At 23.8% G+C, this 17,724-nt stretch carries 7 protein-coding genes and 2 pseudogenes; 8 read left to right on the plus strand and 1 reads right to left on the minus strand.

Annotation, left to right across the window (positions count from 1 at the left end):
• Positions 1 to 145: 145 nt before the first annotated feature.
• The 6 genes and pseudogenes from MBIO_RS05345 to MBIO_RS04505 all read left to right on the plus strand — a co-directional run.
• A pseudogene (locus MBIO_RS05345) lies at positions 146 to 247 on the plus strand (IS3 family transposase); the annotation flags it as partial.
• A 375-nt stretch (positions 248 to 622) separates the two neighbouring features.
• Positions 623 to 853 (plus strand): hypothetical protein, encoded by a 231-nt coding sequence (locus tag MBIO_RS04490; RefSeq protein ID WP_013354584.1) that lies wholly within the window; start codon positions 623 to 625, stop codon positions 851 to 853.
• Between the two features lie 463 nt (positions 854 to 1,316).
• On the plus strand, positions 1,317 to 1,649 hold the full coding sequence (locus MBIO_RS04495) for a hypothetical protein (RefSeq protein ID WP_013354585.1): 333 nt from the start codon (positions 1,317 to 1,319) through the stop codon (positions 1,647 to 1,649).
• A 264-nt stretch (positions 1,650 to 1,913) separates the two neighbouring features.
• Entirely contained in the window at positions 1,914 to 4,709 is a 2,796-nt protein-coding gene (locus MBIO_RS04500) for a hypothetical protein (protein ID WP_015511300.1), read from the plus strand.
• On the plus strand, positions 4,652 to 8,200 hold the full coding sequence (locus MBIO_RS05185) for a coiled-coil domain-containing protein (protein ID WP_015511301.1): 3,549 nt from the start codon (positions 4,652 to 4,654) through the stop codon (positions 8,198 to 8,200). The genes MBIO_RS04500 and MBIO_RS05185 overlap by 58 nt, the downstream gene beginning before the upstream one ends.
• Before the next feature lie 237 nt (positions 8,201 to 8,437).
• Positions 8,438 to 11,578 (plus strand): hypothetical protein, encoded by a 3,141-nt coding sequence (locus tag MBIO_RS04505; RefSeq protein ID WP_129622091.1) that lies wholly within the window; start codon positions 8,438 to 8,440, stop codon positions 11,576 to 11,578.
• A 487-nt stretch (positions 11,579 to 12,065) separates the two neighbouring features.
• Here MBIO_RS04505 and MBIO_RS04510 read toward each other — a convergent pair whose 3' ends face one another.
• Positions 12,066 to 15,902 carry a rhoptry family protein gene (locus tag MBIO_RS04510; RefSeq protein WP_015511303.1) on the minus strand — a complete coding sequence of 1,279 codons (3,837 nt, stop codon included), beginning with the start codon at positions 15,900 to 15,902 and terminating at the stop codon, positions 12,066 to 12,068.
• Between the two features lie 259 nt (positions 15,903 to 16,161).
• Between MBIO_RS04510 and MBIO_RS04575 the strand changes: the two genes are divergently transcribed.
• Positions 16,162 to 17,007, plus strand: coding sequence for a site-specific integrase (locus MBIO_RS04575; RefSeq protein ID WP_258408940.1), 846 nt, complete (start codon positions 16,162 to 16,164; stop codon positions 17,005 to 17,007).
• Positions 17,008 to 17,306: 299 nt separating this feature from the next.
• Positions 17,307 to 17,724: pseudogene (locus MBIO_RS04520) on the plus strand (rhoptry family protein); the annotation flags it as partial.

A 17,724-nucleotide genomic window follows, 5' to 3' on the forward strand; every position in this document is an offset into this window, starting at 1 on the left:
GAAAGAAAACAAAACAACTCAAAGCATGTCAAGAAAGGGAAATGNTTTAGACAATAGTCCTACTGAATGTTTATTTAGTGTTATAAAAAGAGAATTTTGATTTGAGAAAGAAAAGAAATTTAATAGTTTTAAAGAATTTAAAACTGCTTAGGGAGAATATATTTCATATTATAATAATGACAGAATGTTTAATAAATTAAAAGGACTTAGTCCTGTCCAATACAGGAATAAGTCCAAACATAATTAAAAAGTCCAATTTTTGGGGTTCATACCAATTTATTCTCTTATTTTTTTAAAATAATTTATTCGCTTTTGTTAAATCTTCATTTATAATGAATACCACAATTAAACATTGGAAGAAAAATTTTATTATGAAAAAAATAAGTTTTTAAGGCATTTAAGTGCTTTTTTACCTTTAAGGTTATTGCAATGAGCACATCTTGTGAAGAATAAGAAAAGAAGCCTGAATCAGTTAAACCTATCAAAAAGTTAGCTAAAAAATTAGTTGAAGATTTAAATAAATTGAATAAAAAAATTAGATCCGGCTAAATATGAAGTTAAATTAGAAATAAATTCAATTATAAAAAATAATAGTGAAGTAACATTTAATTTTTACTTACAATTGAAAAGCAATGCTAAAGTTAAATCAAAAATTAAACAAGTAAAAATTAATAATTTCAAAATAGTTAAATTAACAAAATCTTTTGAAGAATTATTTTTTGGAGTTAATGATTCTTCAAAATTATCGGCCAATAACGTTATAACTTTAGATCAATATGTTGATAATTTAAACTTATTTCAGAGCAAAATTAATCTTAATTTAAATTTAATTAATAAAGAACTAAAAATTTAAAAATAAGAGTTTATTTAAATGACAATAAATATAAAAAGTTAAAAACCTAATGATTTTAGCTTTAAGTAAAGAATTAAATTTAAAAGATATAGAAAATTTATTTTCTAAAAAGAATTTTTACAAGCTTATTTCAAATATGTAAAACTTGTTTCTGTAGACTCGAGAGAAAATATTTTTAAAGATAAAAATTATTTTGCTTCAAGATTTAGACAAGGTTTTGAAGATACAAATGAAGCTTATACAAGTAGATATTTATATACAAGCAAATTGCCTAAATATGACTTATTCAAAAATAATGACAAAAAGGTTATTTTTAAAACTAAATATAGTTATGATGATAAAAAAGTAGTGCATTTTTAAGTTATTATTTATATTTTGATGATGGTATTTATGAAAAGGTAAGAACTGACGAAAACCACTTTGAAATAGATGGATTCATTCAAATTAATGCTACTAAAATGATATGTTTTCAATAGTTGCTAATGATAAATTTTTGGGCCTAGCAGAAAGTGCCAAAAAATTTAAATATGTATTACAAGATTTAAAAAATAAAGGCGCTACTAACTACGAATGTGTTGAACGAAATATTTTAAAAACCGTATTTAATAGTAAAAAAACACAAATATTTTTATATCAAGAAAATAATAATTTGAGAGCAGAAAATATTGTTAATTTCAATCTTAAATATTTTAGCAATAGTGTTAAAAATGAATTAAATGATTCTTTACTTTCTAATGATGATTTAATAAAATTAAGCTTGAAAAAGCTTATGTTGAAATTACCAAAATATCTTTAAAAGGAAGAAACTAACAAATATATTTTTAACATTCATTTCAATTTAACTATAACAATAAAAAAGGTTGAAACTATAATTTAGCATCCTTCGATTTAACTTTTGAAAATATAATTTAGCCTATAAGTTTTCAAAAGTTATAATTTATTAAACTAGTTAATATATTTTTTTATTTGTTTTATTGATTCAAAATATTAATTTTTATATATTTTAATATATAATTTTTTAGTAAAAAAATATAGAAAAGTATTGTTTTAAGGAGGAAATATGTCTACAAAAACTATTTCAAAAGCAACAAAAGGATTAGGATGAGCTATTGCAACAGCTACTATAACTGGCTCAATTCTATTAACTATTATTGCAATAAAAACACAAAATACTAAAAAAATGTCTGATGATGATTTTCTAAAAAATTTAGAAATTAAAGGACAAAATGTAAGTGAAATTTATGCTAGTGATGCAAAAATTACAAATGTTGAATACAAAAAAGATTCTAATTATGAAATTAATGTTTCTCTAGAAGGATCAAATGTTCTAAAATCAACTGCATACTACAAAATTGAAATTACAAATAAAAATACAAAAGTTAAAAAGTCAAAAATTGTTCCAATAAGTGGTTTCAAGAAGTTTGATGAAAAAAGTACTATTTTAAAAGAAAAAGAGCTATTTGAAGATAAATCTAAATTAAAAGAATATTTAGATAATATGCCTAAAAATGATTCTGAAAATCTTAAAAAATATATTTCTAAAAATAAACATTTTATTTACAACGAAATACCAAGTTCATTAAAAGCTTCATTTAAAGGTTATTCTTTCATTCAATCTAATGGTCAAGATGCTGTTAGAGTTGTTTTCGTTTTAAATGGTCATATTACAAATGATAATCTCGAAAATAATATAGTTAAAAAAGCAAATAAAGAATATAAAAATAATGAAAAAACTTTTGAATTTTACTTAAGTAATTTAGTAAAACAAGGAACATCAAGTTCAGAAATTCAAGCAAGAAATAACTTAAGAGATTTAAAAGAAAAATACGAAACTCTTAAAAAAGAAGCTGAAGTAGCTAAATCGAAAGTTACAGGTGCTATTGTTGCTGAATATGAAAATGTTTTAGTTTCAATTACTAAAAATATTAATGAAATCGACAAAATTTTAAATGATGCAACAATTAAAGCAGCAGATCATGTTGATACATTAAAAGTTAATTATGAAAAAGACTTATTAGATAAAAATACTGTAGATTTAAAAGCAACAATTAATGATGCTGAAGTTACAAGAGATAACTATAAAGCTAAAGATGAAACAAATTATAACAATCCAATAATTGAATTTAACAAAGCTATTGATCAAGCAAAAATTAAACTTGCTTCAACAAATATTAAAGAAATTAATGATGAAATTTCTAACTTAAAAACTAAAAAAGAAGAGTTTATTAATGCTTTAAAAACTATCTTAACTGACACACAAAGTGATTCAAAAACTAAATTGTTAGAATCAAGCGATTACAAATATTTGATCGATGATATTAAAGCTCGTAAAGCTACTTTTGATGCTACACTTAATGAAGATAATATTCTAAGTGAAATTGAAAACTTAGAAGTTTTAGTTCAAAATACTCAAACAATTGATGCTATTACACCAAAAGCAATAATTGAAGCTAATAATAAACTTCTAGCTTCCTTACTAGCCTATAAAACAGCCTTAGAAGCAAAATTACACAAAATAAAACAAGATGTAATAGACTCAACTTATGACAAAGATTCATTGTCACAATTTATCGAATATTTAATTAAAAAAATTAAAACAACAAATGAAAGCAAAGCTTTAGTTAATAAACAAATAGATTTATTTAAAGCTTATTTAACTACACCAGGTTTTGTTCAAAAATATAATTCTTTAGAAAAAGATTTTGATAAATATGAAGCAATTTTTAATGAAAATATAAATAAAGCTAATGAACTTATCGCAACTCTAGATGCAGGATTAGATCAATATTCAAATTCAAAAGATAAATATAGTGAAATCAAAACTAAAGTTGACTCACTTTTAGCAGAACAAGCAACTCGTTTAAGCTCAATTGGAACTCAAATTGTTAATAGTGCACTTATTGATTTTGATAATTATGTTCAAAAGCAAAAAGCTTTAATCAATACTTCACGTAATAACTACAAAACAATTGTGACAAATGTTTACAATTTATTCAAAGATTCAGAAATCTACAAACAATATATAGATGATAATAAAGCGAAACTTACAAACTCAACTATTGATGTTAAAACTGCTTTTGAATTATTAAAAACTTTATATACAAAAGATAATGAAATGAATCAAAAAGTTGCAGCTCACTCAAACTTAGCAACTAATAGCTACTGAAATTCATTATTAGATGGCGATTTAAAAAATAACTTTACAATTCCAATGCAAGTTAATGCTGATTATGAAAATTACTTTAAATTAGATGACCATTACAAAATGGCTTTAGATATTATTATGGACAATTTAATATCTCAAATTCGTTCAGAACATATTAAAGGTATTGAAGCGAAACAAGAAGAAATTTATCGTATTTTCTATGAAAAAATGCGTGCTATTTATAATGCACAATTAACTAATGGAGTTAAATTTGTAAATGATAATATTCTAGATGCTAAAAATAGAAGAATTCAAGCATTAAAAGAATATGAAAAGGCTTTAAAAGAAGCAGAAAATTTAATCAAACATTATACAGATGAACACTATAACAATACTGATGATTTCTTCAAAACACTTGAAGAAGGCATTAAAGCTGTTAAAACTTTAAATAAAGATCGAGCAATGCTAAGTCTTGTAAAAAATACAACTATAGAATTAAAAGAAGTTATCAAAAATTCACAAGATCAATATAGAACATTCCTATTGTCTAAACTTGATGAAGCTAGAAAAAATTGACAAATTTATTCAAACAGCATCAATGGTCCAGAACATCAAGATGTCTTTCCAAAAACAATTAAACTAATTAATGAAAGTTGGAAAAAATTAAAAATGCTATTGACAATAGTACAACTATTACTATTAAAGAATTAGAAGATTTAGTAAAAGAAAACAATGATGTATATGGAAAATATACAAGCACTAAAATTCCAGAATGAAACGCATTTATAAAGAAATTCGATAGTGCTTTTGAAGAATTAGAAGCAATCAAAAAAGACTATAAAAAAGAAACAATCGTCAAATTAGGTAAAGACAAATATCAAGACAATGACTTAGTTTTAAATCCTGCTTTTGAAGCTAATTCAGTTTATCAAAAAGCAAAAGAATACAAAGAATCTGGAAAATTAAGTGTAGAAAAAAATCTTAAAACATCTAAAGAACATATAACTAAAATTAAAGCTAAAATAGAAGAAATTAAACAATTAGTTAATTATTATGAAACAAAATGGAATCAAGCTAAAACTAATTTAGATAATACAATTAAAACAGTAGAAGAATATATAACTAACAATCCTTCAGCAACAAATATCGATCAACTTCAAGCACTTCTTAATTCAACAAAAGAAGCTATTGAAACTTCAAAATTAGAAGAAGTTAATTTAACAAAACTTCAACAATTAGATAAAGATCTTGAAGCAAAATATCAAGAAGTATTGAATAAAAACAATAGTTTAGCAGCTGCTAAAAATAAATTACAATCATCAATTGAAAAGGTTGAAAATCATTTAAATTCAAGAAATTCTTTAGACAATTTAGATAATTCATATTACTCAAATTTAATGCAAAATGAGAAAATTGATTACAATGAAAATAGTTCAACTGCTGCTTCCAAAAAAGATTTAAAATCTATATTAGATTCAATGAAAAATATTGTTAAAGGCAATGATGAAAATGCAATTAATCACAATGTTCAATTTGGTCAAAAATTAATTGATGCTATTGAAGAAAAAAGAACAGAAGACATAGTTGCAAAACAAAATACATTAAAAGATAAATTAAATGAATATAACGATTTAAAAGATTCATTAAAATCATTATCTTCAAAAGATTATTATGGAGCTCAAATTACAAATCTTGAAGCTAATTCAACTGCTGATGAAGATGCTGATAGAATTACAAAATTAGCACGAGCTAACTTAATTAAAGAAAGCCAAAAATCAATTGTTAATACTAAAGTTGAATTAGAAAAATTAATTGGTAATTTAACTAAAATTAAAACTGATCGTGAAGCTCTCATTCGACAAGCAAATGATCAATATAATACAAATAAAGACAAATTTGCTGAGCTTCAAAAACAACTAAATGATTTAAATATTACACCTGCTACAATAGCGGATTATAACACAAAAGTGAAACCTAAACTTGAAGCAGCAAATAATAAAAATGAATTATTAAAAGAAGTTTCTAAAGATCAAAATAATAGTAATATAACAGCTAAAATTAATGATTCTAAAGTTGCAATTCAAGATTTAGAAAATGTTGTAAACAACTATAAAACAGCTCTTAACAACAAAATTAAAGAAAATATTTCAGCAATAAAAGAATTAGTACAATACATTAGAAACAATCCAAACAATTTAACTCTTCCAGCTAATTTTGTAACCAATTTAAAAGCTGTAGAAGACAATCAAGACTCAACTGATATTGCTATTTTAAATCAAACAAAAACTCAAAGTGAAGCATTAATTAAAGAGTTAACCGATTTAATTAATACAGCAGTAGCAACTGTTAATAATAAAGCTCAAGATACAAATCAAAAAGTTGAAGAAGAAAAAGCAAAAAATGAAACATGAATGACTGCTGCTCAAGTTCGAGAAATTCAACAACTTTTTGATAATTCTCAAGCCTTATTTAATGAAGTTAAAAACGCTGCTAATAATAAAGATCAAATCAAAGATGTAGGTGTTGATAACTTAACAAATAATATAACTAAAGCAGAAGCAAAATTAAAAGAAATTCAAAACAAAAAAGCAGAATTTAAACAAGAAAATACTAATTTAAGAAATCAAATTAGTGAATTAATGAATGATTTAAAAGTACAAGCTGATACACTTCCAAATGAATTTAATGAACACATTTTAGCAACTCATAGCTCAATAAAAACCATTCAAGAATATTATGAAAATACATATAGCAAAATTAAAAATCAAGAATGAGAAAACAAAAACATTAATGATTTACAAACTATTAAAGATATTCTAGATGGTTACAAACAATCATTAGATAATTACAAAAATGAAGCTGCAGCTGCTTATCGTAATAAATTAAAAGAACAAATTCAAAAATCAAATAATAAAGCTCAAGAATTGACTACCGCTAATGATGAATTAACTGGTATTAATAAAGTTGATAACTATTCAGATTCGATTACTAAATTAAATAATCAAAAGAAAGCAGAATATCAAGAATTAATTGATCAAAATAACAATGATCTTAAAACTCTTAAAAATGCTTTAATTGAAATTAAAAATAGTAATGACTTAATTGAAATATTAATTAATGAAGTTGTCAATAAAAAATGTAACTTAATTAATGCAACTATTAAAGAATATGAAGATCAACTAGAAGCAATTAATAATTCTATTTACAGCGATTTATATGAAGACATTACAACAAGTTTACATTTAGACTTTTTAAACTCTTTAGCTATTTTAAAAAATAAATATCCAAATAATTTAAATAAAGTAATCAAACTTTCAGAAGTAAAAAGAGATTATGAAGAAATTGAAGGTAAACTTAATGATTTAAAAAATAGATTAGCCGCTACACAAAATGAAAGAAATGACATTCTTGCAGAATTAAGATTAAACTTTGACAAAATTAATTCATATGCTAATTATTCAGATGCTGATAGTAAATTGCCTTTAACTAAAGCTTTAATAAATGATGCAAATAATAATTTAGAAAATCACTTTAGTTCAATGACACTAAAATACTTAAAAGCTGAAAAATCTGCTAGTGGTCAATATACAAAAGTAATAAATGAAATAAATCAATATGAAGCAGATCTTAATGTAGCTTTACAGGAAATTATTAATGAAGTAAAAGATGCTAAATATCAAAAAATAGATGACATTATTTCAAATAATTCAAGTGTCTTTTTAGCTGACAAAGATGATTATAAAAAAACAATTGCACCAGTTAAACAAAAAGCTAATAATGGTGTTAATGACTTAAAAACTTTAATTACAACAATTAAAGATGCAAATGAAAAACTTGTAGCTATTAAAGCTCTTGGCAATAGAATTCTTACAAAAATTAATACTGAATTCAACAATAGAATTAACCGACTTAAAACTATTGCAAATGAAACTGATGGATTCTTAAGTCCTAAAGTTGCTGACGGTAAATATGAAGGTTCTATTTTGCATGGAATTAAACAATCAAATGATGAAATTATTAAAATAATTAAAACAAAAATCGATACAATAATGAACAATAATAGTAACCTTGCATACTTAGTAAAAATCGATAATTCTAGTGATAAAACTATAGAAAAATTAGATCAATTAATTGCAAGAGCAACCCAATTTAAAGATAACGCAATCACAAAAACTAATGAATATGAAAGAGCATGAGAATAAGCTAAAAATGAAAATCTTCAAAAACTAGATGAAGCTAATGGAATTATTCAATTCTTAAATGATAAAAAAACAACAAGCACAATAACTAGTGAAGAGCAAACGGCTTTAACTGCACTAAATACTGCTAAACAAAATTATGATCGAATTATTGAAAACAATATTGATCACAAATCAAAAACTAAAATTGAAGATGCTACTAATCATTTAAATGATGCATTAAATACTGCTCGTCAAGAATTGAAAAATTCACAAAAAACTACTGCAATTATTAATTTAAAAAACCTTAAATCAGAAATTAATGCAGACTTAGCAAAACTAAAAGGCTATTCATCATTATCAAATGATCTTACTAAATCAATTGGTGATAGCTTAGTTCAATATAAAGCTTCATTACAAAAAGTAATTGATGAAATTGATGATTTAGTTCAAAAAATCAATACCATAGGTTTTGTTCAAAGTGAATATGATACTGTTTATAACAAATATAAAGATGTACCAAATAAAGACGAAAACATCATTAAATTTATTGAAAATAAAGTATTTGTTGAAACTAAATTCTTAAACAAATATGACATCAAATTAGATGAAATAACTAATCAAGAATTAAAAGATAAAGTTACAACTAAATTTAATGAATTCAAGGCAGATATAGTTAACTTCTGTTCACAAAATATTACTAATTATGATGCTGATGTTGCAACACTTACAACAAAACATCAAGCAATTCAAAATAAATGAAATGCCGACAGTGAAATGATAAAAATTGGTAAATACCTTAAATATGTTGTTGAAGCAACAAACTTTGAAAAAGCTATTCAAGCAATTGAAAATTCATATAACAATGAACCTAGCGGATACAAAGATGTTGAAGCTTACAATAACTTCAAAAAAGAAGAACAAAACTTAGCTTCTGGAAAAACATCTATTGAAACAATACTTAACAATTTCAAAAACAAAAAACAAAGTGAATTAATTAGTGGAAATGTTCCTGAAGATGCTCAATGATATGAAACTGAAACAGCTAGAATTAAAGAATTAATGTCAAATAATAATCAAATAATAACAAATAAATTGCGTGAATTTGATGAACAAAATATTGAAAAATTAAGAAACTATGTTGAAGAACTTAGACAATTAGTAAATATTTATGAACATGCTTCAATAAAATTTGCAAGCACAAATTTAAATGACATTAATAAAGAAATTAGTGAAGTTGATGCTTTAATTGCAAATAGCAAAAAAGCCTATAAAACAGAAGATAAAGTAAAAAATAGCGCTGCAAACTTAAGTCAAAAAACACTTAATACTTACAATGAATTTAGAACTCAAACACTGAATAAATATAAACAATTAATGAGTCTAAATGTTACTCCTGTTGTAGCAAATGTTAGACCTTGATTATTATCTAGTGATCCTCAAAATGATATCATTGTAAACCAAAGAGAAATTGATGTATTAAACAATTTAAAAACAAATAAATATTCTTTAGATAAATTTAATGCTAATTATCCTGCTAATTTAGCAACTGTTAATAAACACAAAATAGGTGATTTATTAAGTCATGTTGAACAATTAATAAATGATTATTCTATTATTAAAGATGATATTGAAAATGGTGATTTTGAAGAACTTAAAAAATTAACTGAATTATATTATGAAGCAAGATATAAAGCTAAAGATGTTGAAACTAAACATAATAAAGAATACAAATTATTTGTTGAAAACTCATTTAATGGGCCAAATAAAGCTTTAGTTGAAATTCAAAATTCAATTGACATGCATAATCGTCAATATAAAGAATTAAACGAAAAATACTTCTTTGAAAGATTAAATTCATCAAATAATGCTAAAATGACTAGTTTATTAGTAGATAACTACCACAAATACTTTGTTGATTTAAATGGTAAATTACTAGGTCAAGTATCATTCAATAATGAAGATGAAAAAATTAATAAATATAGATGATATGCAAGTATTGAAACTCTATACAAACATGCTGAAACCTTTGGCAATGTAGCCCTAGCTCGATACATTAAATATTCAAATGTAATGGATAGTTTATATAGAGATTTAGGTAAAGATCCTGGAAATCGTAGAATGAGACATAACAATAACAAAATTGATTGAGAACGAAATATCTTAATGGGTTATGACATGGCTTTAGATGAAGAAATGCTTGCTATTAATGATTCAAATCAAAAATTTGATGATGGTTATAGAACAGTTATGTTAGTTGGTGGATTTGCTCAATATGTTAAAGATCATCTTAATGACAAAAATTCAATTTATGCAGCTAATAGTGGTTTACAATTATGATCATATATTTTTGATGAAAAAACTCAAACGCTTGACTTTACTGCTTTAAATTATGTAAATGAATTTAAATCAAAAAATCAAAACATTAAAGTTGCTAAATATGTTTTTGACTGAAATAGAGGCGAAAATGTTAAAAATAAAGAAGCTGTTAATAAATATTTTACAGATTCAACAGTTGCAAAAGAATTAAGCTATAGTGGTGTTGCTAAATATGGTGAATTATTTAACTTCAACAAAGTTATTATTCCAGATGGCAATTTATTTTCTCAACAAGTTGTAATTCCTTTATTAAGAGATGAAACAATATTTAAAGATGCTAAAGGTCAAAAAACAACAATTATTTTACCTAAAAACAACTTTAGATATAGTTATAGATTACAAACTTTATATAGTTTCTATGAAAATGAAAGTACAGTAGGAATTCCTTGTCCAGGTTATGCATATGATAAACGTTATAACACTCAATTTATTGAATTTGTAGCTGAAAATATGCAATTCATGGCTGATACTTTATACTCAGAAAATATGTATATGTGAAATGGAAATTGACAAAATAAAGGTATAAATCATCAATATTACTTCCCAATTTTCAAATATCATTTCTCAAAAACAAACAAAAGTACTTCATATGTAGATATCATGAATACATTCAAACATGTATTAGATTCTAGATATTCTCTTTTAGCAAATACTCCATATACTTATTGTTTAAATATTGAAAGTTTTGTTGCTTATAAAAATCACATAATTGATGATAATGCAAAAAAACAATATAACCAAATAGTTTCTAATATTACAAATAGAATGAATTCAGCTTCAAGCAAAGAACAAGAAGCTAAAAAAATATTAGAAGAAATAAACAATAAATTACAAACGTTAAAAAATAATCCTAATACGCACTATTTTGGAAATAAAAATGTAGTAGGTCGTTCAATTGATCAAAAGCCACATATTACATTTAATATTGCTATTTATGATGAAAATCAAAAACATGATTACTACATAACAAGTACAACTAATTATCGTTTCTTCTTAAAAGATGTTAGCAAAGATATTTATTAGAAATTTACTTGCACAATTTGTGCAAGTTTTTATTTATTTAAAATTAAGCTAAAATGGTATGTGAACCGGGACTGTAAAAAATTTTGTGTGATGTCCCATGAAGAATAATTTTTCTTCAAATTTTAAAAGCTTTGCTTCTTTAGTTTCAAAGAAGGTCTCTCCTTTAATTGAATAAAGGGGAGAGTGGAGAGGAATTAAGATTTCTTGCATAGCAAGATCTTTTTCCTATTTTAAAATTTTAATTTTAAAAATAAGATAATGTTTTTTAAGCATTATCTTATTTTGTTCCACAATACTATTAGGTGTTGACGCAAAGTCAATTCCTTTCTATTGAAAAATGGAGAGATTTTACACAAAATTCTAAGCAATTTCAATAATACTTTTTGTATGGAATAGTCATAATATTTTTTTAATTTAAATATTAAATGAACCCCCTTTTTTTTGAAAAAGGAATTTTGGGTTCAATATAATATTAAATATCATTAATTTATCAAATAAGTTTGCTGTATGTATTATTACTTGTTGCAGTAAAGATATTTGATCATTTATCTCAAATTGAAACTGTTTCAGAAGGCGATGATTTTTTCAAAATGTATTTCTCAGTGATTGTATATTCTGATTTTCAGTACATTTTATTTCATATGTAGTATGAAGCATCAAAGTTTCCTAGTGGGTTATCAAGAGTAAATTCAAAGATGTAATTTACTCATGAAATAGGAGCCCTGTTATGTTTTAATAAGAAATGAGCTGAAGAATGGTCTACTGTTCTTAAATATGAGAATAATTTATTAGAAAATGGCATATATCCAAATAGTGGGTTAGTACTATCATATTTTTCATCTGATTTTCCAAGAAATGATCTATAGTGAGGACCGTTGAATCCATTTATTATTTCTTCATCTGGATTTTGTTTACCTGGAGTTTTAAAAGTTTTATATGGTTTTTCTTTGCTATAAACTCAAACTCTATTTCTTAATGGATTATTTCCAATTGCGTAATGAGATTTGTTTTCTTCTCCGCTTCAACTTTCTCATCTTTCTTCATAATATCCATTGCTTGTTGGATTGTTGTATTTAATGAAATCAAAAGCATATTTTATTTTGTAAAGAGCATCATTTAAATTAACAAAATTGTCTTTAAAATCATTTTTAAGCATTATTTTAGAATCTGATATTTTTTTGATATTTAAAAGCATTTTTTCAGTTATTGTTTTCTCATATTCTATTAATTTGGCCAAAGTATATAGATCATCATGTCCACTTCAAATATCATCATGTATTGGTCCTGCATAATCAATATAAGATTTATTAGGATATTTTTGACTTATATATTTAACTGTTGGTTTACCCGGTTTACCAAGTTCTTGAACTTCAAAAATTGTATGTCAAGGGGCATAATGATCATTTTCAATTTGTTTACCTTGTTCGATTTCACTAGTAGTATTTCCTTTATCTACTCCATATCGGTGTCATGAATATTCGGCTCTAACTTTATCACCTTTAGAATTTCCTCAGCCTCCATTTGTGTTACCTTTTGAGTATCCTCTAGTATCTAAATCTGAAATATGGTCATATAGATGTTTTTTACCTAGAACTTTAGGTTTAGTTCAAATTTTTGATTTTTCATCTCAATTTACATTATTTTGTGAGTCAAATGTTGGTCTATACAATTTTGTTGGAGATCAGTATACATCACCATAATTGAATTTTTCATGTAATAAGTAAATTAGTTTGTTTAAGAAATATTCTCTTAAATCTTGAACAGCTAATAAATAATCTGTTTCATTTAAATAATTTTTAATTAAATCAATGTTTGTAAAATCAACACCACCATCAAGTTGTTGCAAAGCTTTTAAACCTTGACTATCTAATTTAGAAATTTGATTATTTTTAATTGCAATCATTTCATTTTTTGCAAAAACAAGTGAACTTTCTTGTTCTGAAGTTAATTTTGCTTTTTGTTCAGTTTTCGCTTTTTCTTTTACATATTCATTATAGTAATTAAGAACACCAAATCATTTTTTAACAAAGTTAACTTTATTGTCTTTATCAGCTTGAACAATACTAAAGTTTTCTGTAGAATTAACATTTTTATAAGCTTCAATTGCAGCATCAAAAATTTTGTTTTTATATTCATATACTTTAGAATCCACATTTGCTATTGCTGCTAATTTTGCATCCATTTCGTTGTATGATTCTAAGCAAAATTGAGCTTCATTTTCTAAGAAATTACTATAAAGTTTATCTTTTTCATTAATTGATGAAATAAAATTATTGATTAAATTAATTTTTTCAAATAGTCCTTTAAATTTTTCTTTGTCATTTTGAATTTCACTATTTTCAATTGAAGATATTTCTTTAGTTGATAAATTAGGTTTGTTATTATTAATATCTTCAATTATTTTTTTAACATCTTCGAATTGGTCTAATGTTTTTAAATTATCAGAAATTTTTGATAAGAAATCAGCAATTTTTGGATTCGCATTACTAATAAGTTTTGAAATTTCTTTAGGTTTCGAAGCAAAGTTATTGACTTTTTGTAAGTTTAAATCAGTTGCGTTTTTAATAATTTCAAATATTTTTAAATAATTAGTTTCATATTCTTTAAGATTTGAAATAATTTCAAAGAATGTTGAAATATTATTAATTTTGTTGTCAATATCAGAATCTAAATTAGCTTTTAATAAAGGATCTAGTTTAGTTTGTATATCAATTATTGATTTATAAGAAGTTTCAAATAAATTAAATCCATTTAATGTTGTTTTGTTTGCTTCTAATGCTAAATTAAATTCATTTAATCTTGATTTAATATTAACAAAGGCTTTTTTAAATCCATTTTTTATTGAATCTAATTCATTTTTGCTATTAACATATTCATTAATTAATTTGTTTCTGCCTTCAATATACTTATCTCATTTGAGAGAACTTAATTCAATTTTAGATTTTTGTACAAATTGATCAATAATTTGTTTTGAGTTATTTAGTTTAGCTAATTTAACTGTTGTTTCAATTGAATCGACATTTGAATTATAAGCATTTAAAAATTCTTTAATAACAGACTGAATAGAAGTTGTCAAATCATTTTCAACATTTAGAATAGCTTGAATTTTGTTAATAAATTCATCTAATTTTTCAAAAGAAATTTGATTTGAACTTTCAACAAATGAGTTAAATTCATTAAGACCATTAATAATAGGTGTTAATGATTTGTTGCTTAAGTCTAGAATTTGAGATTTATTAAATAATTTTGTATTTTCAATTGTTTTAACAAAAGTATTAACATAACGATTTATATATTCCTTCGTATTTCCATATGATTGTTCTAATGTTTTACATGCCTTAATAATATCTTCTATAATAACGCTTCTATTTACTAAAACACCGCCATTTTCTAAAATAACGTCATAATTATTAGAGTCAAATCTTGATAATAAAATCTTTTTAACAGCATTAATAGGATTTAAAATTGGAGAATTATTACTTGCAATAGTATTAGCATCTTCTATTTTTGCTGATAATTCTTCTATTTTATCTATGTTTGACATGAATTTTTTAATTAAACCATCTTTTTTAACATATTTTTTAATAATTTTGTCATTTCAAACATGAAAATCGGATTTAATAAAATCTGCTGCCTTATCAATCATTTCAGTTGAAATGTTAGGTTTTATGTTGCTTGAAAGTGCTTCTTCTTCAATTTTACTTAAAGTGTTTTGATATTCCTTAATTTTAAGTTCTAAAGAATTTAATTCACTTTTACTATTAGCATCAACAAATTTTTCATCTGCAGTTTTTAAAGTTAATAAATCATTACTACGAACAACAAAATCTTGGATTGATTTTTTGATATTTTCATATTCGCTTTGATTAATAACTTGTTTTGTTCTTTCTATCATTTCTGGTAAAAGATTTTGAATTATTTTCTTTTCATTACTGTGTTTAACAGCTCTTATATAACTTTTGTTACCAAAGTGGTGACCAATATGATATGAAGAGTGTTGATCAATAATTCCTTGTAAATCTTTAATAAGTTTTTCATTTGAGTCAATTTGAGTTTGGCACAAACTTAGTTCATTTCAAAGACTTGAAAGTCATGCTTGATTTTCATATTTCTTTCAAATTTCTTTTAATTTGTTGTCTTTTTCTTTTAATTTTTGATTTGATTCTTTAAGGTATTTTATATTGTTTTCAATTCACAATTTTTCTTTTTTATAGTTTGAATGGTCAACTGCATAACCAATTAAAGTACCAGCTGATACTGCACCAACAATTCCGGCAGAAATACCCATTGTTAAAGCTACAATTTTTTTTGTGCTATTTTTCATAGTTGTCTCCTTATATTTAACATAAAAAAATTAAATTTTCCGGACATAAGGAAAATTATGTCTTTATATTAAAATATTTATTAGACATTTTTGGAGGTCAAAAAACATGAAAAAGAATAATAATTTTCTTGATATTTTTTTGAATAATATTTACTCAATGGTTCAAAAAAACCAAAGAAGTTATCAAACTTTTAAACAATATAAAAGGTATTTATCATCCTTAAAAAATTGAAACAATGCGAAGCAATTAATTGTAAGGATGAATCGTGAATTAGCAAATAATAAAATTTCAAATAATACTAAATTAACTAAAAGAAACATATTTTCTTCTTTTTTAAATTGATTTTGCAAAATCACTAATACAAATATGGATGTTAAAAATGAACTTCTATATATAAAAGAAGAAAAAGGCAAAAGACAAGCTATACCTGAAAAGGAATTAATTAAACTTGTTGAAGAATTAAAAAGCTACAAAAACACCAAATTTAGTATCATTTTTCGTATTTTTCTTTCAACTGGTATTAGAGTTGGAGAATATAAAGAATTTATTAAAAACATTGATAAATTAGAAAAAGAGAATTGAAGTTTTATTATTAAAACATTAAAAAACAACAATCCTAGATACTTTAGGATTCCATCAAAATTAGAGATGCCTTTAATAGGTAATCTTAGAGAAGATATATTAGAAAATATAGATAAATTACGTATTTCTGAAAAATCAATTAAAAATATGTTTTATCTTTTTAAAAAACATATTAGTGAAAAATATCCTGATTTTAAATATAAAATCTCGGCTCACGTCTTAAGACATAATTATGCAACTAAAGCTTTTTATAATTTAAAAAATAATGATTTAGTAGCCAAATTATTAGGACACACAAATTCAAATATTACTCAAAAAACTTATATTGATTATGATAAAAGTATCATGGATGAGTATGCTATTTTAGCCATACAAGATCAAAAAATAGGCTTAAATTCTATGCAATTATTAAATATAAATAATAATTTAGAGCTTACAATTATCAAATTAGAGAAAGAAAATTGCAGCTTAAAAGAAGAAATTGAGATGCTAAAAAATAAAATAAAAAAACTAAAAAAATAATGTTTATCATATTTAAATAAAATTTTAAAAAATTCTGCATTTTACTAAATCCATTATAAAATAGCCACTTTGGTAAAATCAAATTAATAAAAATTGCTATTTAATAATGATAAAATAAAAATATTAATATTTATTATTAATAAAAATAATGCTATAATTATATTGAAATTAATTTAAATATATGTTTGCATTTTACTTATGCAACTATAAAAAAGGATTTTAAGGACATAATTATCGACATAATTTTCCTTATGTCCCGAAAATTTAAATTTTTTTATGTTAAATATAAGGAGACAACTATGAAAAATAGCACAAAAAAAATTGTAGCTTTAACAATGGGTATTTCTGCTGGGGTTGTTGGCGCAGTATCAGCCGGTACTTTAATTGGTTATGCAGTTGACCATTCAAACTATAAAAAAGAAAAATTGTGAATTGAAAACAGCATAAAATACTTTAAAGAATCAAATCAAAAATTAAAAGAAAAAGACAACAAATTAAAAGAAATTTGAAAGAAATATGAGAATCAAGAATGACTTTCTAGTCTTTGAAATGAACTAAGTTTGTGCCAAACTCAAATTGATTCAAATGAAAAACTTATTAAAGATTTACAGGGAATTATTGATCAACACTCTTCATATCATGTTGGCCGCCACTTTGGTAACAAAAGTTATATAAGAGCTGCTAAACACAGTAATGAAAAGAAAATATTTCAAAATC

This window comes from Mycoplasmopsis fermentans PG18 (genome assembly GCF_000209735.1).
GTDB classification, from domain to species: domain Bacteria; phylum Bacillota_I; class Bacilli_A; order Mycoplasmatales; family Metamycoplasmataceae; genus Mycoplasmopsis; species Mycoplasmopsis fermentans.